The sequence below is a fragment of the Thioalkalivibrio sp. ALR17-21 genome, from assembly GCF_000420185.1.
In the GTDB taxonomy this organism is placed as follows: domain Bacteria; phylum Pseudomonadota; class Gammaproteobacteria; order Ectothiorhodospirales; family Ectothiorhodospiraceae; genus Thioalkalivibrio; species Thioalkalivibrio halophilus.
Genome location: NZ_ATUL01000010.1, coordinates 54,309 through 71,367 on the forward strand (window position 1 = coordinate 54,309; position 17,059 = coordinate 71,367).

Genomic DNA, 17,059 nt, shown 5'->3' on the forward strand with positions numbered 1-17,059 from the left:
CCAGTCAGCGTTCCCTCCTCGTCACAGTGGTCAAGGAAACACTGATCAATGAGGCTGTGACGTCCCTGTGGCTCAGGTAAACTCGGGGACATGATTGCGGATTCCGGAACGTTCATGCACACGCGTCTGCCCCGCCTGCTCAACCTGGCGCTGGCGGTCATGCTGGCGTGGATGACGGCCGGGCTGGTATGGCTGATGCTTGCCCCGGAGGGGGTTCTGCCACCCCCGGATCCCGCCGCAGCACCCACCGACACCACACATTCTTCATCACCGGCCAGCGCGACGACGGAAGCAGGCGAGGACCGAGCTTCAGGATTCAGTCGCAGCGCGCGTCATGAACCTTTCGGCCCGCTCGAAACCGCCACGCCCGCGCCAGTCGAACAGGCGCCCGAAACCCGGCTGCAGCTGGATCTGAAAGGTGTCCTGGCCGATGGCCATGGCGACGGAACCGCGTTCATCGCGGCTGGCGGCGGGGACATCGAGCTCTACCGGCCCGACGATACCATCGGAGAGCAAATGGCCACGCTGGACCAGGTGCACCCCGATCATGTGGTGCTACTGCGGGATGGCCGACACGAGATCCTGCGACTGCCACGCGGTGAGGATCCGCGCATCGCGGGCAACGGTGCGGACCGGAGTGCGGAGCCTTCGCCTGCAACGAGTTCGGCCGACGGTCGTATCAGTCGCGACCGCTGGCTCAACGATCCCGAACGGGTCATGGACGCCGTACGCGCCCGCCCCGTCATTCGCCAGGGATCGCTGGCCGGACTCGAAGTCCGGCCCACGCGCAATCGGCGCGACTTCGAGCGAACCGGCCTGCGCCCCGGCGACATCATCACCTCGGTCGGAGGGCGAGAGATCTCCGCGATCGAGGACCCCGAAACCCTGCTCGCGGACCTGCAGGACGCGCGCCGGGTCGATATCACCGTCGAACGCGACGGCCAGGCCCGTTCGCTCAGCATCGAGTTTACCGAATGAGACTCCGCCCGTCCCTCGCCAGCGCATGGCTGACCGCGGCCCTGCTGGCCACCCCGGCCGCGCCGCTGGCCGCCGACACACTCACGCTCAACCTGCGCGACACCGACATCCACAACCTGATCGATCTGGTGGCCGAAGAAACGGGCACCAACTTCATCGTGGATCCCAGGGTGCGGGGCGAAGTCACGGTGGTTTCCAGCCGTCCGGTCGCGCGTGACGAACTCGAGGACCTGTTTCACGAGATCCTGGATATCCATGGCTTCGCGGCCGTGGAGGGTGACGGCGCGACCCGGATCATCCCGGATGGTCAGACCACGCAGGAGCCCACGCCCCTGCTGACCCCGGATGCCGAAGCCCCGGACACCCGGGGTGCGTCGATCGTCACCCACGTCATCCAGGCGCGCCATGTCGACGTCACCCAGCTGGTGCCCGCATTGCGCCCTCTCCTCCCCCAGAGCGGCCACATGGCCGCCTCCAGCGGATCCAACACGCTGCTGATTTCCGCAACCCGTAACAACATCCGCCGCCTCCAGCGGATCGTCGAACGCATGGATCGCCCCATGGACACGGAGTTCGATGTCATCGAGCTCGAACATGCACGCGCCGGGGACCTGACCGAACACCTGCGCGAACTGATGCCGGGACGCCCGGGCGAGCTCCAGGATGCCCGCGCACAGGCCGACCCGCGCAGCAACGCCATCATCCTGTCGGGGGACGAAACCGACCGCCTGCGCATGCGCGGCCTGATCGCCCAGCTGGACCGCGAGGTTCATCGGGGCAATACCCGGGTGCACTACCTGCGCTATGCCCGCGCGGAAACCGTCGCGGAACTGCTGCGCAGCATCGCGGAGCACGATCCGGGCATGGAAACCGAGGACGGCGACGGCCCGCGCGTTCACATCGAGTCCCACGAAAGCACCAACGCTGTGGTCACCTCGGGCCCGGCGGAGCGCCTGCGTGATTTCGACGACATTATCGACCAACTCGATATCCGGCGCGCCCAGGTCCTGGTCGAGGCCGTGATCGCGGAGGTTTCCTCCGACCGGGTCGAGGAACTGGGCGTCCAGTGGGGCGCGATCGGCAGCAGCGCCGCCGGAGTCCTGAGCTTCTCCGAGAGGCAGACCGGCATCGTCGATCTGGCTGCCGGGATCGATGCCTACCTCGGGGGCGAGGTGGCCAGCCCGCCGGGGCTCAGCGACGGGCTGACGGTCGGCGGCGCGGGCCAGTCCGGAAACAACGCCATTGCCGGTCTGGTGAACATGCTGCAGCGCGACAGTGCCACCAACATCCTCTCGACCCCCAGCCTTCTCACGCTGGACAACGAGGAGGCCGAGATCGTGGTCGGCCAGAACGTACCGTTCGTGGTCGGGCGCTCAATCGAGGACTCCGGACAGGCCTTCGACACCATCCGGCGCGAGGACGTGGGGGTCAAGCTGCGCGTGCGTCCGCAGATCAACCAGGGCAACGCGGTGCGCATGGAGATCGAACAGGAGGTCTCGCAGCTGGCGCCCGGCACCGCGGGTGCCGCCGACCTGATCACCAACACCCGCACACTGACCACCCATGTCCTGGTGGATGACGGCGACATGCTGGTCCTCGGCGGGCTGATCGAGGAGCAGCAGACCGACCAGGAAGCCGGCGTCCCGGGGCTCGGGAATATCCCGGGCCTGGGCCGGCTGTTCCGCGCCGACCGCAACCAGACCGAAAAACGCAACCTGATGGTCTTCCTCCACCCGCGCATCGTCCGGGACAGCGCCGACGGCGCCGAACTCACCAGCGAGAAGTACAGCTTCATCCGCGCCGAACAGCTGCGCGAACGAGCCCGCACCCGGGGCCGCGGCGACACCACACCGGTCCTGCCGCAATGGGACCGGCTGACCGAGCTGCCCCCGGCCTTCGAAGAACTGCATCCGGCTTACGCCACCGACCATGCTGACTGAACAGGCCCCCGACCCGAGCACGGAAGACGACTTCAGCGTCGGCTACGGCTTCGCCCGGCGCGTCGGCGCCGTTCCGGGCGAGGTCCGCGGCGGCGAGCGGGAAATCATTCTCCATCCACGAGCGGACCCCGAGGGACTGGCCGAGCTCCGGCGACGCAGCGCCGAGCCGCTGCGTCTGCACCCGGTTGACGAGGCCACCTTCGAACGGCGCCTGCGCGAACGTTACGAGTCCAGCTCCTCGGACGCGATGCAGTCGATGGAAGGACTGGACGACAGCCTCGACCTCTCCAGTGTCGCGGAATCGCTGGGCGAGCCCCGGGACCTGCTGGAGACCGAGGACGATGCCCCCATCATCCGGCTGATCAACGCACTGCTGACCGAGGCGGTCCGCGAGAACGCCTCCGACATCCATGTCGAACCGTTCGAGAACCGCCTGGCCGTGCGCATGCGCGTGGACGGGATACTGCGCGAGGTCCTCACCCCTCCGGCAGGGCTGGCACCTCTCATCGTCTCGCGCATCAAGGTGATGGCCCGTCTGGACATCGCCGAAAAGCGCCTGCCGCAGGATGGCCGCATCTCCCTGCGCATCGCCGGGCGGCCGGTGGACGTGCGCGTCTCCACCCTGCCCTCGGGCCATGGCGAACGCATCGTGCTGCGACTGCTGGACAAGCAGGCCGGACGCCTGGACCTGGCCCATCTGGGCATGGAGGCACAGACCCACGCGGTCCTGGAGCGGATTGTCACGCGGCCGCACGGCGTCGTGCTGGTCACCGGCCCCACGGGCTCCGGCAAGACCACCACCCTGTATGCCGCCCTCACGCGACTGAACGACCGCAGCCGCAACATCCTCACCGTGGAAGACCCGATCGAGTACTACCTCGACGGGATCGGCCAGACCCAGATCAACAGCCGCATCGACATGACCTTCGCACGCGGGCTGCGCGCCATCCTGCGGCAGGATCCCGACGTGGTCATGGTCGGCGAGATCCGCGATCTGGAAACCGTGCAGATCGCGGTACAGGCCAGCCTGACCGGGCATCTGGTCTTTTCCACCCTGCACACCAACACCGCGATCGGGGCGGTCACGCGCCTGCGCGACATGGGCGTCGAGCCCTTCCTGCTGTCCTCGACGCTCAACGGCATCCTGGCGCAGCGCCTGGTGCGGGTCCTGTGCCCCGAATGCCGCGAGCCGTATCCCGCAAGCGCTCGCGAATGCGCCCTGCTGGGACTGGAAGACCCCGGCGACGACCCGGCACCCACGCTCCATCGGCCCCGCGGCTGTCCCGCCTGCAACGAGCTCGGGTATCGCGGCCGGACCGGGATCTACGAACTGGTGGAGATCGACGACACCCTGCGCGGCCTGATCCACGACAACGCCGGGGAGCAGGAAATGACCCGGGCCGCCCGGCAGCACAGCCACAGCCTGCGCGCGGACGCCCGCCGCCGTGTCCTCGACGGCACCACCAGCCTCGAGGAAATGCTGCGCGTCACCCAGGAGGACTGACGCCATGCCCGCATTCGAATATCAGGCCCTGGATGCCGGGGGACGCACGCGCAAGGGTGTCACCGAGGGGGACACCGCGCGCAGCGTGCGGGCGCAGCTGCGCAGCGACGGCCTGACCCCGCTGGAACTGCGCGAGATCGACGATGCCGGCCCGCGGCCGGCCACCGTTGGCCGTTCCGCGACCGGCGGCCGGAGGCACATCGGCCCCCTGGACCTGGCCCTGGCCACCCGGCAGATGGCTACCCTGGCGCGTGCCGGGCTGCCGGTGGAGGAATGGCTGGCCACCGTCGCACGCCAGAGCGAAAAACCGCGGGTGCGCAACATCCTGCATGCGGTGCGCACTCGCGTCATGGAGGGACACTCCCTGGCCAGCGCGCTGGCCGGCTTTCCCCGGGTGTTCCCCGAGATCTACCGCAGCACCGTCGCCTCGGGCGAGGCCTCGGGGCACCTCGACCGGGTACTGGAACGCCTTGCCGAATATCTGGAGAGCCGGCACGCGCTGCGCCAGCGGGTGCTGCTGGCCCTGATCTACCCGATCGCCCTGACCGTGGTCGCCATCCTGGTGACCGTCGGCCTGGTGGTCTACGTGGTGCCCGAAGTAGTCCAGGTCTTTGACGGGCTCGACCAGGAGCTTCCGGCGATCACGCGGGGGCTGATCGCCACCAGCGATGCCCTGCGGGACTGGGGCCTGGCGGGACTGATCGTCCTGGCGGCCCTGACCGGACTGCTGGCCTGGGCGCTGCGCCACCCCGGCCCGCGCACGCAGTACCACCGCCTGCTGCTGCACCTCCCCCTGGTGGGACGTCTGATCCGCGGCATCAATACGGCACGCTTCGCGCGCACCCTGAGTATCCTGTCAGCCAGCGGGGTGTCCCTGCTGGAGGCCCTGCGCACCGGATCCGAGGTAGTCTCCAACCGGCCCATGCGCATCGCGATCGAGAACGCGTCGCTGCGTATCCGCGAGGGCAGCAGCATCGGCCGGGCTCTGGAGGACACGGGTTTCTTTCCCCCGATCACCGTCCACCTGATCCGCAGCGGCGAGTCCAGCGGCAATCTCACCGAAATGCTGGAACGCGCCGCCGAAACCCAGGAGCAGGAGGTCGAATCCCGCATCAGCCTGAGCATGGGGCTGTTCGAACCACTGCTCATCCTGACCATGGGCGGGGTGGTGCTGACCATCGTCCTGGCGATACTGCTGCCCATATTCGAACTCAACCAGCTGGTGAACTAGAGCCATGAAACACTCCCGTCGCAATACCGGTTTCACCCTGATCGAAGTCATGGTGGTGGTCGTGATCCTCGGCATCCTCGCCGCCATCGTGGTCCCGCGCGTGATGGACCGGCCGGACGACGCCCGCCTGACCAAGGTCAAGCAGGACATCCGGACGATCGAATCCGCGCTCAATCTCTATCGCCTGGACAACTTCCGCTATCCCAGCACCGACCAGGGTCTGGAGGCGCTGGTGGAGCCACCGACGAGCGGCCCCGAACCCGCCCAGTATCGTGACGGCGGCTACATGGACCGACTGCCGAACGACCCCTGGGGCAACGAATACCAGTACCTGCATCCCGGACGCCACGGCGACTTCGACGTGTTCAGCTTCGGCGCCAACGGGCGGCGTGGTGGCGAGGGCATCGAAGGCGAGATCGGCAACTGGAACATCGACGACCTGTGACGCGGGCCCGGCAAGTTACGGGTTTCACCCTGCTGGAGGTCCTGGTGGTGATGGTCATCATCGGCGTGCTGGCCGGCGCTGCGCTTCTGTCCACCGGCCAGCTGGGCGGAAGAGCCCTGGAACAGACCGGACACCAGCTGGCCGGACAGATCGAACTCGCCCGCGATCAGGCGCTGCTGACCGGCCAGCCACTGGCGATAGGGGTCGCCCGTGAACGACTTGCCGTCCTCGAACGCCAGTGGCTGGACGACCGCCAGGTCACCTGGGTCCCGGTGGAGCAAGGTCCGCTGGCGCCTCGTGATCTGGGATCGCTGGGCCTGGAGCCCCGCCTGTGGATCGACGACCGTCGCGCCAGCCTGAGCGAGCGCCCCGAGGAAAACCTCATCACCATCAACAGTGCCGGCGACATCCAGGCGTTCGAACTGATCCTGCAGCGCGCGGGCGATGAAGCCTCGCTGCGCCTGCACAGCGATGGTACACGCCGGGTCCGCATGGATCGGGAGAACCGGTGATGGGCAGCCGCGGCTTCACCCTGCTGGAGCTGCTCGTGGCCCTGGTGGTGCTCGCCGTGGCGCTCGGGGCGCTGATCAAGGCCGGCAGCGAACACGCGCGCAACACCGCTTATCTGCAGGAGCGCGCCCTCGCCGAGTGGGTCGCGGCCAACGTGCTTGCCGACTACGAAGCGGGTCTGTTGCCGGCGGAACCGGGAACCCGCCGAACTTCCGAGACCCTGGCCGGGCGCGAATGGGAGGCACGGGTGGAGATCGAAAACCGCCAGTTCGACGCCCCGCTGGAGCTGCCACCGGTACGCCGGATCGAGATCCGGGTATGGCCGACCGGCGGCGATCCGGATCACCCGCTGGGGCGCGAGACCGGTTATGCACTGCCCTGAACGCAGCCAGTGCGTACGCACACGCGGGCCAGGCCGCGCGGACGGGTTCACCCTGCTGGAGCTGCTGGTGGCCGTGGGGATCTTCGGGATCGTCGGCCTGCTGGCGATCGGCGGCTTGCGCAGCGTGCTCGATGCGGACGAAGCCACGCGCGAACAGACCCGTCGGCTCGCCGACCTCCAGATCACCCTGGCCACCCTCGAACGCGATCTGCGCCATGCGGTACCCCTGCGCCCGCGCGACGGGTTCGGAGATCGCCAACCCCCGCTACGCTACAGCCCGGTCACCGACCCGCAGCAGCTCGAATTCGTGCGCGCGGGCCTGGGGGGCCACGAACGCCTGGGACGCGTGGCCTGGCGGATCGGCGAGGAAGGCCTGGAGCGCATCACCTGGCCGAGCGTGGACGGGGCCCCGCAAGAAAGCGAACGGCGGCGCCGTTTCCTTCCCCCGCAACCCGGCGAGGACGGGCATGCCGAACCACCACGGGTCCGTTTCGATTTCCTGCACCCGCGTACCGGGGAGGAAATCGATGCCTGGCCACCGCTGGAAACCGGCCACGAGGCGAGCCTGCCCGCGATGGTCCTGGTGCGTCTCGAGGTCCCCGGCCTGGGCGAGATCGAACGCCGTATCCCGCTGACCGGGGCACGACCATGATGCGCCCCGGGCATCAAAGCCAGGCCGGGGCCGCCCTGATCACCGCCTTGCTGGTGGTCGCCATCGCCACGGTCACCGCCGCCACCATGGCCCTGCGCGACCAGCAGCAGATCCATCGCGCGACCCTGCTGCAGGAACAGGACCGCGCGCGCCAGCTCAATCGGGGTGCGGAAGCCGTCGCAATCCATCTGCTGGAAGAACAGCGCGACCTGACGGAACTGCCGTGGGAGGGTTGCCAGTCACCCCCCATCCCGATCGAGATCGAGGGCACGACCGTTACCGGACGTCTGGACAACCTCCACTGCCGGTTCAATCTCAACAGCCTGGGTCGCGCCGGGGAGCCCCCGCTGCAGGCCTTTGCCGCGCTCGTCGACGATGCGCTGAGAGAAACCGACGGGCGCGGCGTCAACGGGCGCCGGATCGCGATGGCCGTGCACGACTGGATGAATCCCGAGACCGACGACCCGGTGTACCGCGGCCTGGAGCCGCCGCGCCTGAGCGGCAACCGCCCCATGCGTCTCGCCTCGGAACTGCTCCAGGTGGATGGCGTGAATGCCGAAACCTGGCAGGCCCTGGCACCGCTGGTCACGGCCCTTCCGGGCACCGACAACCACATCGACCGCGAACATGCGCCGGATGCGGTGCGCCGCGCCGCCGGGACCGACCCCCTGGCCGACACCACGGCGGCCGGCGAGCCGCACGCCCCCCGATATTTCCGTCTGCAACTGGTTGTGCGCACGGGCGGACGCGAATATTTTCATTGTGCAGTGATCGACGCCCCCAACGGTCGGACCGTGCTGCGCGAACTGACCCCCTGCGAGCCATGACCATGATCGCCACCCGAGGCACGGCCGACTGGCTGCTGTTCGAACTGCCCGAACCCGAGGATCTCGCTGGCCCGGAGAACGCCGGCGGAGCCCTGCGGTGGCTGCGCATCGCGCGTGACGGCGAGGTACAGTCCGGCGAGGCCACCGCGGCAGAACTCGCGGAACGGGTTCGGCCCGACCAGCGGCTGCTGGCGCTGGTCCCGGGCGAACGCGCCCCGCTGCACCGGGTGGCAGTACCGGGCAAATCCGCCCGTGTACGGCAGCGCGCCCTGCCCTATGCCCTGGAAGAACGTCTGAGCGAGGACCTGGAGTCGGTCCACATCGTGCCCGGCCCGCCCCATGGCAGCGAAACAACCGCCTGCGTGGTCGCCCTGCGCCATCTGCAGCAATGGGAAGGCTGGCTGGCGGCGCGGGGGTTGGGGCATGCGCGTCTGATCCCGGACATCGCCCTGCTGCGCGGACTGGCCGACGGCGACCACCATTACGTCCTGGCCGGGGAGACGCGCTGTCTGCTGGTGCCGGCGGATGCCGAACCCCTGGCCCTCCCGCGCGATCTGGCGGCCTGGTGGTTGAAAACCCGCGAGCTGCCCGAGCCGGAACACCCCGGTCACGCGGATGCCGCTCCCCTGACACCTTCGTCCGGCTGGCAGGGGAGTCTTCTCGAACTGCTGGCAGCGAACCTGCGTTCCGGAACACTGGACGCCGGCCGCCTGCGTCGCTGGTTGCGCGCAGCCCGGCCGTTCGAACTCGGGACCCGCAGGCAACAAGACCGGGGGCGGTCGATCCTTCCGGGACCGGAATGGCGCCTGCCGGCGTCCCTGGCGGTGGTGCTCGGCCTGGCGTGGCTGGGAGGTCAATGGCTGCAGATCCACTATCTGGAACGGGAACTGGCCGCCACCGAGGATGCCATGGCCGAGGTCTTCGCCCGGGCGCTTCCCGAGCGTCGCATGGTCGATCCGGTCGGCCAGTTCGAGATCCTGCTGCGCGAACCGGAGACCGCCGCGGGCCCCGAAGGCATCACCAGTCCGCTGGCCGAACCGATCGCCCTGATCGCGGAACAGCTCGACGACGACACGCTGACCCTGCGCCATCTGCGCGGCGACGCCAACCGGCTCGAACTGGAACTCGACGGTCCCGGTCTCGCCGATATCGAACGCCTGCGCGAAAATCTGCAGCAGGCGATCGAACGACGCGTCCGCATCACCTCGGCCGAAACCGGCAACGACCGTGTCCGCGCCCGACTGATCCTGGAAGAGGAGCCATGAGGGAATACTGGAACAACCTGCGCGCGCGGGAACAGCACATACTGTTGCTGGGAGCCGGAGCCCTGGCCGCCGCCCTGGCCTTCCTGTTCCTGGTGGAGCCGACGCTGGAGGCCCGTCAGCAGGCGGAACAGCGACTGGCGGAAACACGCGCTCAACTGAGCTGGATGGAGGCCCGTGCGGAGACCGTGGCCGAACGCGCGGACACCGGCGAAACGACGCGCGGGCCCCGCACAGGCGGACGCTCCGGCGGTTCCCTGCTGGCCCACGTGGATGCCGCCGCACGTGCCGCCGGCCTGGCCGGCCCGCTGCAGCGGGTCCGGCCCTCCGGAGACGGGATCAGTGTGTTGCTGGAAGATGCGGCGTTCAACGAACTGATGCTCTGGCTGGGCGAACTGGAAACCGAAGACGGGGTGGTGCCGGTGCGCGTGTCGCTGGAGCGCGGCTCGCGCAGCGGCCACGTGAATGCTGAACTGCAGCTCGAACCGGCGGATCCCGACAATGGCTGATGCGCGTCGTTTCTGGCCCGTGGCCTTCGTGTTCCTCGTAGCCCTGGGGCTGGCCCTGGTAATCCGGGCGCCGGCCACGACCTGGGCCGCGGGGGCCGAACGCGTCGGCCTGATCCCCGACGGGATCCGATGGGAAGCGGTCCACGGCCGACCGTGGCAGGGCCGCGCGAGCGAAGTGGTCGCCCCGGTCGGCGAACTCGGGCAGGTTGGCTGGGACCTTCGTCCGATGTCGCTGCTGCGCGGACAGCTCGCCGTGGACATAAGCTGGGAGCCACCCCGGGGCGGCCACCTGGAAGGCCGTGGCTTTGCGGGGCTGACCTCACACGGAATCCGGGGGCTGGAAGGCGATCTGCCGGCCTCCACCCTCAATCACCTGGACACCGGCATCCCGCTGCTGCTGGATGGAACGCTCCGGGCTCACGGGGTGGGGCTGCAGATCCGGCGCGACGGAGCCATCGTGGCCGCCGGCGGCTCCTTCCAGTGGCTGGAAGCCGCCGCCGGACTGCCCCGCCCCGTGCCCCTGGGCGAACACCAGGCGAGCCTCGACGCCCTGAATGAACGCCTGCAACTGCAGCTCGCCTCCTCCCCCGAGGCGGCGCTGGGGACCTCGGGCCGGCTCGCGATTGATTTCAGACAGCCCACCCCCGCGGTCGAGGCCGATCTGCAATTCGAGGCCCGGGATCACGCTGATCCCGGCCTCCACAACTTCCTGCGCCAGCAACTGGAACCCGACCCACAGGGACACTATCGATGGACCATCCAGCCCGAATCCTGACCCGGTACACCACGCGGCACGCCGCCATGGTCCTGGTGGCGCCGGCCATGCTCGTGCTCGCCGCCGGCTGTGCCACCGGACCCGACACCCGTACCGACGGCGCCGAGGGCCCGTTGCAGCAGGCCCTGGAGCGGGAGGACTGCCGCGAAGCCTGGGGCCTCGTAATGCCGGACGCCGGCTCGACCGATGCACCCGACACCACCGACATGGACACCCGGCTGCGCGTCGCCCATCTGTGCCTGCAACAGGGCGAATTCGAACGTGCCCGCGACCTGAGCGACGCCATCGAACCGGCACATCCGGGCCATCCCGACCTGGACTACGCGGCCTATCTCGGCGCACTGGCCCGTCTGGGCATCTGGAACCGGGCGACCGCCGTCCCGCCGCGGGAACGCATCCGCCACGGCCGGGAAGTTTTCCGCCACCTCGCCGGATTCCTCGAAGAACATGCCATGTCGCGCCATGCCGAATCGCTTGCTCCGCGTCTGGCCAGACTGCGCGAAGACCTCGCGGATATCGAACTGCAGGTGGCCAGCGCCGCGGCCGAAGACGGCCAGGAGGGCGAAGCGCGGGCACGTCTGCGCTACATCCGTGACCACTTCCCGGGCACCACCGCCGCCCGGACTGCGGCCGAACGACTGGAAAATACGGACCCGGCACCGGTGCAAACCCCGGATTGATACAGGCCATTACCAGGGCCCCGTTTGCGGGTACAAACTGACGTCATGCGAAATTCAACGCCACTCGGACGACACTCGCTTTTCCCGTTGTTGGGGGGGCTGCCCCTTGCGCTGGTGGCGCTGGCAGGGATCGCGGCCTGCGGCGGATCTTCGTCGTCCGGCCCGGATACCTACGAGCTGTCCGGTACCATCCGGACCGCCGCCCTGCATCGGGTCGATTCCGACACCAACGACCCGGAGAGCACCCCCGGGGACAACAACACCCCCGCCACCGCGCAACCGCTGCCGGTGCCGTCGATCACCGGTGGATTCGTGGCCGCGCCGGGGACCCTGTCACGCTTTGGTCCGGCGGGTGACGAATGGGACTTCTATTCGGTCGAGCTGGAGGCCGGGCAGCAGGCCCTGCTGCACTTCCCGTCTTCCCGCAGCATCAACCTCGACCTGCTCCTGCTGGATGCATCGGAAAACGTTATCGACGCCTCGCGCGGCACACGCCATTCCGAACGCGTGGTGGCGCCCGAGGACGGAGAGTATTTCGTGGCGGTGGAGGCCCGCCGCGGCACGGCGGGATATCAGCTGCGTATCGACGGGCCATGGCAGACCCCTTCAATATCCGCCATGGCCTCGCCCTCGCCGCGTGCCTCCGAGGCCTTCGCGCCCGGAGAAGTGATCGTGCACACGCGCACGGAGATCAGCACGGCCGGACGTGCTTCCGACGCCCCCCCGGCCACCGCCATGGCCGCGGAGGCCGGGCTGCAGGCCCTCGCCGGAGCCACGAGCCGGGAGCAGCTGTGGCGCATCCCCGAGGGCCGGGCCGAACTGGCAATGAGTGCCCTGGGGGCACCTCCGGCAAGCGGTCCGCACCCCGCCCGCGGCTGGGCCGACCGTACCACCGAGGCCCGCGACCGTACCCTTCGGGTCATCCAGGCGCTCCAGAACCACCCCGAGGTGGTCTCCGCGGCCCCCAACTACTACGTCACTGCGCAGAACCTGCCCGACGACCCGAGACAGTCGGAGCAATGGTTCCACGACACCATCGAACTGCCCGAGGCCTGGGACATCACCACCGTTGAATCAGCCGGCGAGGACGTCATCGTGGCCATCATCGACACCGGGCTGCACCGCGACCACGAAGACATGGACTCCGGCCGCCTGCTTCCGGGCCAGACCTTCCTCCAGGACGACGATCCCGGTGACATAAGGCCCCACGGCACCCACGTCACCGGCATCATCGGGGCGCACACCGACAACGGGATCGGCGTTGCGGGCATTTCCTGGCACGCGGAACTGATGCCCGTCCGCACCCTCGACGGCGACGGACGCGGGACCGTGTACGACATGCTCCAGGGCGTCCGCTATGCGGCCGGCCTGGACAACGACTCCGGAGAAAAACCGGATCGCCCCGCCGACATCATCAATCTCAGCCTGGGGCAGGAAGGAGGCACCCCCTCCGAAACCGCAGCCGATCTGTTCCACGAGGTGCGCGAACTCGACATCCTGACGGTGGCATCCACCGGCAACAGTGGCGCCGAAGACATCGCCCTGCCCGCCGACTATGCGGACGTTCTGGCCGTTGGCGCCACCGATCGCGATGACCGGCGAGCACCCTACAGCAACTACGGCATCGGGCTCGACCTCGTCGCCCCCGGGGGGCTTATGACCTCGGCAGGAGATCCGGACGGCATCCTCAGCACCTGGGAGCCGGACACCTATGCGTTCAAACAGGGCACATCCATGGCCACCGCCGTTGTCTCCGGAACCCTCGCCCTCGGACGCGCGGTCAATCCGGACCTGGGGCCGCCCGGAGTCCGCTACCTGCTGGAAACCGGTGAGCTCACCGAGGATCTGGGAGCCCGGGGCTGGGAGCCCGAAACCGGTTGGGGGAGGATCGACGCCCATCGAACGGTACAGGCCTTCGCGGATTTCGATGCCGACGATCTGCCCCCCGGGCTGTCGGCCCAACCAACGGGCCTGGCATTCGGATATACGCAATCCGTGCAGGAACTGGAGTTGCGCAATTCAGGCACGGGGGACCTGGCGCTTGACGAAATCGGGGTGACCGCCGAATGGCTGCAGATCGAACCCCGACGGATCGATGACGACGGACTCGGTGTCTACGAGCTCCGCGCGTCACGGGAACGGGTCGATCCGGGCCGACATACCGCCCGGATCGAGGCATCCGCCGACAACGGCGACCGCGTCGAAATCCCGGTGGAGCTGCACGCTGCAAGCCCCGACCCCGAACACGATACGGTCGGCCGCGTGGTGGTCGAGCTGCACGATGCGAACGAGACCCTGGTGGCCCGCACGACCGCATCGCGGGAGGACGGCGCCTATCGGTACCGGTTCACCGGCATTGCCGAAGGCGAGTACCGGGTCACCGCCACCACCCGCATGACCGGCTCCAGTGTGGCCTGCGGCGCGACGGAGGCCTGCGGCACCTGGCCGTCCACCCTCCGCCCCGCCGACCTGGAACTCGACCGTGACCGCCACGACGTGGACTTCCGCATCGCCTGGCCACCGGAGCGTCCGGAAAGCACTCACCTCGATTGACGTTCCAGGCTGTCCAGCGGACTGGCGGTATCGCGCAGCCCCATCCAGCAGGCGATACTGGCCCGCCAGCGGCGGGTGGGGAGCACAGCGTGGGGCACGCTCTGGCTGAGGAAGATCGCGAGGGTGCCGGCCTCGGGGCGCACGCGTTCCAGTTCGCGGGCTTCGTCGGCCCCGTCCTGCGGCGTGTAGAACGCCAGTTCGCCCCCGTCGCGGGCACGCCAGTGCCGATTGAGATAGAGCACCAGCGACAGCCGCCGGCGGTTACCCTCGCGAAAGGCGTCCACGTGGCGAGCGTAACCCGTGCCGGGCGGGTACAGCGCGAAGTGTGCCTCGGTCTCGAACAGGCCCGGGATCAGGCCGCGGGCGGCGACACGACGCAGGTGTTCCAGACGCTCCAGCAGCTCCCGCTGGGCCGGCGTCGCACCTTCCAGCCAGTGGATGCGGTCACCGCGTTCGGCGGCATCGTGCCGGCGCTCGCGACCCCGCCCCACCCGCGCGGAGCGCAGGCGTGCGGCGTTGCGCAGGGCGTACACCTCCTGGCGCAGGGCATCGGACAGGCGATCTTCGAGAAACCCGGGGCACACCACCCGCCCGTCACGTGCAAGCCTGTCGAGCCAGCCGTCATCCGCCAGCGGTGCCGCAGCCGGAGTTCCCTCCCGGATGCCGTCCGGCGGCACGGGACGGGGCCCGGCGACCGCACCGGATAATCGGTGCACCGCCGGTACCGGCGCGGCAGGGGATATCGCGGTGTCCGGGATGCCGGTATCGGCGGGACGCGCTTTCATGAACGGGCGGATTCTCTTGCGGGCCCGCCAACCGGGGCGCGGCGGGCATCACTCCGAATATACCCCGTTCCCGCCCTCCCGGAAAGCATCCGCCCTCCGGCCGCGAATCAACCGGCCGCGGCGGCGCCCGCGGTCGCATCCCCCACGAGCATGACACGGTTGCGCCCGGCGTCTTTCGCCTCGTACAGGGCGGCGTCCGCGGCGTCGATCAGGGCATCGGGTTCGCTCACGGGCTCCGGCCAGGTGGCCACTCCGACGGAGGTGGTGACGGTGCCCAGGCTGCGCCCCTGGTGGAACAGGGCGAGTTCGGCGATGGCCTCGCGCAGTTCCTCGGCGCGGTCGCGGGCCCGGTCGCCGTCCGCCTCCGGCAGAATGACCAGGAACTCCTCCCCGCCCAGCCGGCAGGGCAGCTCGGCCCCGATGAACAGCTTCTGCAGCAGATGGGCGACCGCCACCAGCACCACGTCACCGGCATCGTGGCCGTAGGTGTCGTTGAACTGCTTGAAGTGGTCGACGTCCAGCATCAGCACCGACAGCGGCCGTTCGGCCCGCCGGCAGCGTTCCACCTCGGGCTCGAGCGTCTCGTCGACGAAACGCCGGTTGTACAGGCCGGTCAGCGGATCACGGATGGTCAGGTTGCGCAGGGCCTCGCGCAGGCGGATATTGGACAACGCCAGCCCCAGACGCGCCGCGGTAGCGTCCACCAGGCGTTCGTTTTCACCCGCGCTTTCGCCCGGGGAAGCCCCGTGCGCCCCGCCGGCCACGTGCAGGACCCCCAGCGTCTTGCCTTCGGCATGCATGGGGGCGCAGATGGAGTCGATCTCCGAATTGCCGTCATGTCGGCAGGCGGGGTTGCGGGCCTCCGGATCATAGACCCAGGTCCGGCCGAGCCGCAGGGCCCAGCAGTCGTCCGGCGCAAAGGTGTCGAGGTGTTCCTCGTGGTGCTCGCCCCAGCCGGTGATGCGCTCCAGCGAGTGCCCGTCTTCGCTGAACAGATAGACCGTGCCGGACAGCCCGGCGAACAGCTCGCCCAGGGAGCGCTGGATGATCGCACGGGTTTCATCGAGGGTGCGGCAGGACTGCAGCAGATCGGTCAGCTCGTTGAGGACGGTCATCTCCTTGCGCTGGCGCTCGAGGCTCGCGGCGCGCTCGGTCGCCGCGTCACTGGCGCGGGCCAGCTGGTCGGTGCGCTCGCGCACCTTCTCCTCCAGCTCGTCACGGGAGCGGCTGAGCTTCTGCTGGGTGGCCTCCTGTTCCTGCTCGTATTGCTCCAGGTTCTCCACCATACGATCGAAGGCCCCCGCCAGCGTGGTCAGCTCGCTGGCCCCGTGGATATCCCCCACCCGCACGTTCAGCCGCCCGTCCGAGATCTGCCGCGCGGCGCTGGCCAGCCGCCCCACCGGACGTCGCACGGCCACCTCGCCGAGCAGCCAGGCGATGCCCAGTGCGAACAGAAACACGGCCCCCAGAAGCAGCAGTGTGCGCTGGAACAGGGCATCCACTTCGGAAAACAGCACGTCGGTGGACAGGCCGACGGTCACGATCCGGCGCTCATCATCGCTGCCGAAGACGGTGTAGGCGTAGCCGCGAGTCACGCCATCCAGACCCGCGCTCTCCAGGGTCCCGGCATGACCGCCCTGCGTCCGCACTTCACGCAGCAGGTCCGCCTCGGCCGAGTCGCCTCCGGCCGGCCCGGCGGTGTCGGGGGCACGCGCGAGCACCCGGCCTTCCGGGTCCCAGAGCGTGGCGACGGGCGTGCGCACGGCGGCGCGGTCCATCGCGGTCAGGTGCTCCACGGCCCCCAGCGGGTCCTCGTGCCCCGCTTCCACCCGCTCCCGGATCACTGCGGCCAGGGTGGCGAGGTTCTCGACCGCCTGACGGGAATTGATATCCCGGGCCTCCACGGCGGAGTGGATGATCACCAGGGCGACCGGAATCATGGAGAGCAGGGTGAGCAGAATGAGACGGCTGCGGATCCCCGACAGCCAGGCGTGATAAAGGTTCTTCATCGGCAGGTCCCCTGATT

At 69.0% G+C, this 17,059-nt stretch carries 16 protein-coding genes; 14 read left to right on the forward strand and 2 right to left on the reverse strand.

Features of this window, described 5'->3' with window-relative positions; genetic code table 11:
• Positions 1–114: 114 nt before the first annotated feature.
• From G020_RS0107135 to G020_RS0107200, 14 genes are all read left to right on the forward strand, one after another.
• Complete coding sequence (locus G020_RS0107135) at positions 115–978, forward strand: type II secretion system protein N (RefSeq protein ID WP_029681234.1); 864 nt, start codon at positions 115–117, stop codon at positions 976–978.
• Positions 975–2,918, forward strand: coding sequence for a type II secretion system secretin GspD (gene gspD / locus G020_RS0107140; RefSeq protein ID WP_024329112.1), 1,944 nt, complete (start codon positions 975–977; stop codon positions 2,916–2,918). The genes G020_RS0107135 and gspD overlap by 4 nt, the downstream gene beginning before the upstream one ends.
• Entirely contained in the window at positions 2,908–4,422 is a 1,515-nt protein-coding gene (gene gspE, locus G020_RS0107145; RefSeq protein ID WP_018946770.1) for a type II secretion system ATPase GspE, read from the forward strand. Before gspD ends, gspE begins: the two co-directional genes overlap by 11 nt.
• A gap of 4 nt (positions 4,423–4,426) precedes the next feature.
• The gene (gspF, locus tag G020_RS0107150) at positions 4,427–5,653 is read left to right on the forward strand and encodes a type II secretion system inner membrane protein GspF (RefSeq protein ID WP_024329113.1); all 1,227 of its coding nucleotides are present in this window, start codon (positions 4,427–4,429) and stop codon (positions 5,651–5,653) included.
• A 4-nt stretch (positions 5,654–5,657) separates the two neighbouring features.
• Complete coding sequence (gspG, locus tag G020_RS0107155) at positions 5,658–6,098, forward strand: type II secretion system major pseudopilin GspG (RefSeq protein WP_018946768.1); 441 nt, start codon at positions 5,658–5,660, stop codon at positions 6,096–6,098.
• Positions 6,095–6,610 carry a prepilin-type N-terminal cleavage/methylation domain-containing protein gene (locus G020_RS0107160; RefSeq protein WP_018946767.1) on the forward strand — a complete coding sequence of 172 codons (516 nt, stop codon included), beginning with the start codon at positions 6,095–6,097 and terminating at the stop codon, positions 6,608–6,610. Before gspG ends, G020_RS0107160 begins: the two co-directional genes overlap by 4 nt.
• Positions 6,610–6,990 (forward strand): type II secretion system minor pseudopilin GspI, encoded by a 381-nt coding sequence (gene gspI, locus G020_RS0107165; protein WP_024329114.1) that lies wholly within the window; start codon positions 6,610–6,612, stop codon positions 6,988–6,990. The genes G020_RS0107160 and gspI overlap by 1 nt, the downstream gene beginning before the upstream one ends.
• Positions 6,977–7,642 carry a type II secretion system minor pseudopilin GspJ gene (gene gspJ, locus G020_RS0107170; RefSeq protein WP_024329115.1) on the forward strand — a complete coding sequence of 222 codons (666 nt, stop codon included), beginning with the start codon at positions 6,977–6,979 and terminating at the stop codon, positions 7,640–7,642. Before gspI ends, gspJ begins: the two co-directional genes overlap by 14 nt.
• The gene (gene gspK, locus G020_RS0107175) at positions 7,642–8,469 is read left to right on the forward strand and encodes a type II secretion system minor pseudopilin GspK (protein ID WP_024329116.1); all 828 of its coding nucleotides are present in this window, start codon (positions 7,642–7,644) and stop codon (positions 8,467–8,469) included. The genes gspJ and gspK overlap by 1 nt, the downstream gene beginning before the upstream one ends.
• A 2-nt stretch (positions 8,470–8,471) precedes the next feature.
• A complete protein-coding gene (gene gspL / locus G020_RS0107180) occupies positions 8,472–9,734 on the forward strand; it encodes a type II secretion system protein GspL (RefSeq protein WP_024329117.1) in 1,263 nt (420 codons plus the stop codon).
• On the forward strand, positions 9,731–10,240 hold the full coding sequence (gspM, locus tag G020_RS0107185; RefSeq protein ID WP_024329118.1) for a type II secretion system protein GspM: 510 nt from the start codon (positions 9,731–9,733) through the stop codon (positions 10,238–10,240). The genes gspL and gspM overlap by 4 nt, the downstream gene beginning before the upstream one ends.
• The gene (gene gspN, locus G020_RS0107190; protein WP_024329119.1) at positions 10,233–11,015 is read left to right on the forward strand and encodes a type II secretion system protein N; all 783 of its coding nucleotides are present in this window, start codon (positions 10,233–10,235) and stop codon (positions 11,013–11,015) included. Before gspM ends, gspN begins: the two co-directional genes overlap by 8 nt.
• Positions 10,991–11,695: an outer membrane protein assembly factor BamD gene (bamD, locus tag G020_RS0107195; protein ID WP_024329120.1), complete on the forward strand. Its 705-nt coding sequence runs from the start codon at positions 10,991–10,993 to the stop codon at positions 11,693–11,695. Before gspN ends, bamD begins: the two co-directional genes overlap by 25 nt.
• Before the next feature lie 90 nt (positions 11,696–11,785).
• On the forward strand, positions 11,786–14,248 hold the full coding sequence (locus G020_RS0107200) for a S8 family serine peptidase (protein ID WP_081647397.1): 2,463 nt from the start codon (positions 11,786–11,788) through the stop codon (positions 14,246–14,248).
• Here G020_RS0107200 and G020_RS0107205 read toward each other — a convergent pair.
• Entirely contained in the window at positions 14,236–14,925 is a 690-nt protein-coding gene (locus G020_RS0107205; protein WP_024329122.1) for a 2OG-Fe(II) oxygenase, read from the reverse strand. The genes G020_RS0107200 and G020_RS0107205 overlap by 13 nt on opposite strands.
• Before the next feature lie 215 nt (positions 14,926–15,140).
• Positions 15,141–17,042 carry a diguanylate cyclase gene (locus G020_RS0107210; protein ID WP_024329123.1) on the reverse strand — a complete coding sequence of 634 codons (1,902 nt, stop codon included), beginning with the start codon at positions 17,040–17,042 and terminating at the stop codon, positions 15,141–15,143.
• Positions 17,043–17,059: the final 17 nt, after the last annotated feature.

Coding starts and splice junctions, on each gene's coding strand:
- bamD (WP_024329120.1), top strand. CDS start 10,991: ATGGACCATCCAGCCCGAATCCTGACCCGGTACACCACGCGGCACGCC.
- gspD (WP_024329112.1), top strand. CDS start 975: ATGAGACTCCGCCCGTCCCTCGCCAGCGCATGGCTGACCGCGGCCCTG.
- gspJ (WP_024329115.1), top strand. CDS start 6,977: ATGCACTGCCCTGAACGCAGCCAGTGCGTACGCACACGCGGGCCAGGC.
- G020_RS0107135 (WP_029681234.1), top strand. CDS start 115: ATGCACACGCGTCTGCCCCGCCTGCTCAACCTGGCGCTGGCGGTCATG.
- G020_RS0107210 (WP_024329123.1), bottom strand. CDS start 17,042: ATGAAGAACCTTTATCACGCCTGGCTGTCGGGGATCCGCAGCCGTCTC.
- gspK (WP_024329116.1), top strand. CDS start 7,642: ATGCGCCCCGGGCATCAAAGCCAGGCCGGGGCCGCCCTGATCACCGCC.
- gspF (WP_024329113.1), top strand. CDS start 4,427: ATGCCCGCATTCGAATATCAGGCCCTGGATGCCGGGGGACGCACGCGC.
- gspM (WP_024329118.1), top strand. CDS start 9,731: ATGAGGGAATACTGGAACAACCTGCGCGCGCGGGAACAGCACATACTG.
- gspN (WP_024329119.1), top strand. CDS start 10,233: ATGGCTGATGCGCGTCGTTTCTGGCCCGTGGCCTTCGTGTTCCTCGTA.
- gspE (WP_018946770.1), top strand. CDS start 2,908: ATGCTGACTGAACAGGCCCCCGACCCGAGCACGGAAGACGACTTCAGC.
- gspI (WP_024329114.1), top strand. CDS start 6,610: ATGGGCAGCCGCGGCTTCACCCTGCTGGAGCTGCTCGTGGCCCTGGTG.
- gspL (WP_024329117.1), top strand. CDS start 8,472: ATGATCGCCACCCGAGGCACGGCCGACTGGCTGCTGTTCGAACTGCCC.
- gspG (WP_018946768.1), top strand. CDS start 5,658: ATGAAACACTCCCGTCGCAATACCGGTTTCACCCTGATCGAAGTCATG.